This window comes from Succinivibrio sp., from assembly GCF_045124615.1.
Lineage (GTDB): Bacteria > Pseudomonadota > Gammaproteobacteria > Enterobacterales > Succinivibrionaceae > Succinivibrio > Succinivibrio faecicola.
This window is the reverse complement of the sequence record NZ_JBGVMC010000001.1, coordinates 1-1791: the sequence shown is the minus strand read 5'-3', so window position 1 is coordinate 1791 and position 1791 is coordinate 1. Positions and strand designations below refer to the sequence as shown.

Annotated in this window: 2 protein-coding genes; both read right to left on the bottom strand. The window is 35.1% G+C overall.

The window, feature by feature from the left end:
- Positions 1 to 237: 237 nt before the first annotated feature.
- A complete protein-coding gene (locus tag ACJML3_RS00010; protein WP_406019572.1) occupies positions 238 to 888 on the bottom strand; it encodes an HAD family hydrolase in 651 nt (216 codons plus the stop codon).
- A partial coding sequence (locus tag ACJML3_RS00005) for an AAA family ATPase (RefSeq protein WP_406019571.1) occupies positions 888 to 1791 on the bottom strand: 904 nt, incomplete at its 5' end. The genes ACJML3_RS00010 and ACJML3_RS00005, both read right to left, overlap by 1 nt.

Here is a 1791-nt window from a genome sequence, read left to right as displayed (position 1 = left end):
AGAAAAAGAATGGTATCAAATCTGCAGTGGAAGCTTTTGAGATGAAAGGTTCAAATCCAGCACGTGATAATAAGCTCTAGTTTATCTAAATCTTCTTTTTATTGGCTGTTGAAAGCAGAGCTCAAACTATTATCTTTGTGGCTCTTCAGATTTCTTAAGTAGTTTGGCATTTAGAGATGTTAGCAAAGATAGTGCAATGTAAGAAAAGTGCCAATAATTGATTTAGAGTACTTTGTATTATTTAAAGGAAATCACTTCCAGCGATCTGACTCTTGGATCTTTTAACATATTTTCGTTTGGATCAACCAAGAATCCATGCTCGCACATTAAAAGCATCTCAATATCATTGACACTATCGCCATATCCATAAGAACCATCAAGAGAATATTCCTCATCTTTTAGATATTCTCTTATTCTTCTTACTTTTCCATCTTTGAATGGAACTTCACTAAGCTTTTTACCAGTAAGATGTTTGTTTTTTACTTCCATGCTTGAGGCAATGAAGTCATCTATATCAAGAGCTTTTGCAACATGCTTTACTAGATAATCATTTGTAGCAGTCACAATGATAACTCTGTCTTTATTAGCAATGTGAGATTCAATTCTGTCTCTTGCGCCTTTTTTTATTTTGGGAACAATGCATCTTCTGACAATTGATCCTAAGATCTCATCTAGCTCATCCATGCTGTACTTTATAAATGGAGTAGATGCAAATTCAACAAACTCGTTGATATCAAGAATGCCTTTGTAGAACATGTCCTCGTAATTATTGAGTTTTTGAATGAAAACATCATCAACAATCCTCATTCTGTTAAGCTCATAATATGTTATATCATTGCTGTCGCCATCAATGATAGTTCCGTCCATGTCAAAAAAAGCAAAAGCCATTAGTTACCCTCAGCTGAATTTTTTGTGCTGTAATCAAGCTCTTTTGTCAGATAATCTTCAGGAAGCTCATTTTTAAGCATTAAAAAAGTAGCCTGCATATCAAGATTTGGCATCTCGAATCTGTATCGCCAGGTTGTATAACCTTCATCAGTGTTTAAAAGTACTCTTGCTCTTGTTGCAAAACCCAGCTGAATTAAAAGACTTGCAAGCTGTTTTTTCTCAACTGTTATGTCAATACTGTTTGAAAAAAGCGGATCCTGACCGTCCTTATCATAAAGATATGATAAATCGACAAATTCGTTTGATAAAAGCTTCTTAACAATAGGATAGTTTGCTGTTGCAGAATAGGGCAGTAAAAGACCGTTATTGTTCAGTACATGTGCAATACAGGCAGGGCAGAGCACTTTTATGAGACTGTCTGAAAAGGCAAAGTTTCCATAGCATTTATCTACTGCCTTCAGGTACTCTTCAATACTCATATTTCTGTCATGAGCAACTTTCTCTATCTGGGTATGATAGCTCTCTTCAATCTCGTTAAGAGTTAATCCAAAGAGCGTTTCTAGTGATTTTTCATTTGACAGATCCTGAACAAAAGGAAGTCCTTCTGAAAACTCATTTGCAAGGGCAAATTTTATATGGCCAGTGAGCATTACCCATTTAACCTGGGATACAGCAGTTTTTAGCACATTAAGCATATCAAGATAGATACAGACACACTCAAGTGTCATATCACTGTTTTCCATGAGCATCGCATTTGCAATAGGAATGTCATAGTTATCAATGATTATAACCAGCTGCTCTTTGTATCTTTTAAATAGAGTATCTATAAGTTTTGATAAATAAAACTTTGGAGTTGCATATGTATCAAGGTGAGTTTCAATATGGTTAAGCCAGAACTGCTCT

Bases quoted from the DNA above. Each gene is read 5' to 3' on its own strand.
- ACJML3_RS00010 (WP_406019572.1), bottom strand. From the start codon at position 888: ATGGCTTTTGCTTTTTTTGACATGGACGGAACTATCATTGATGGCGAC.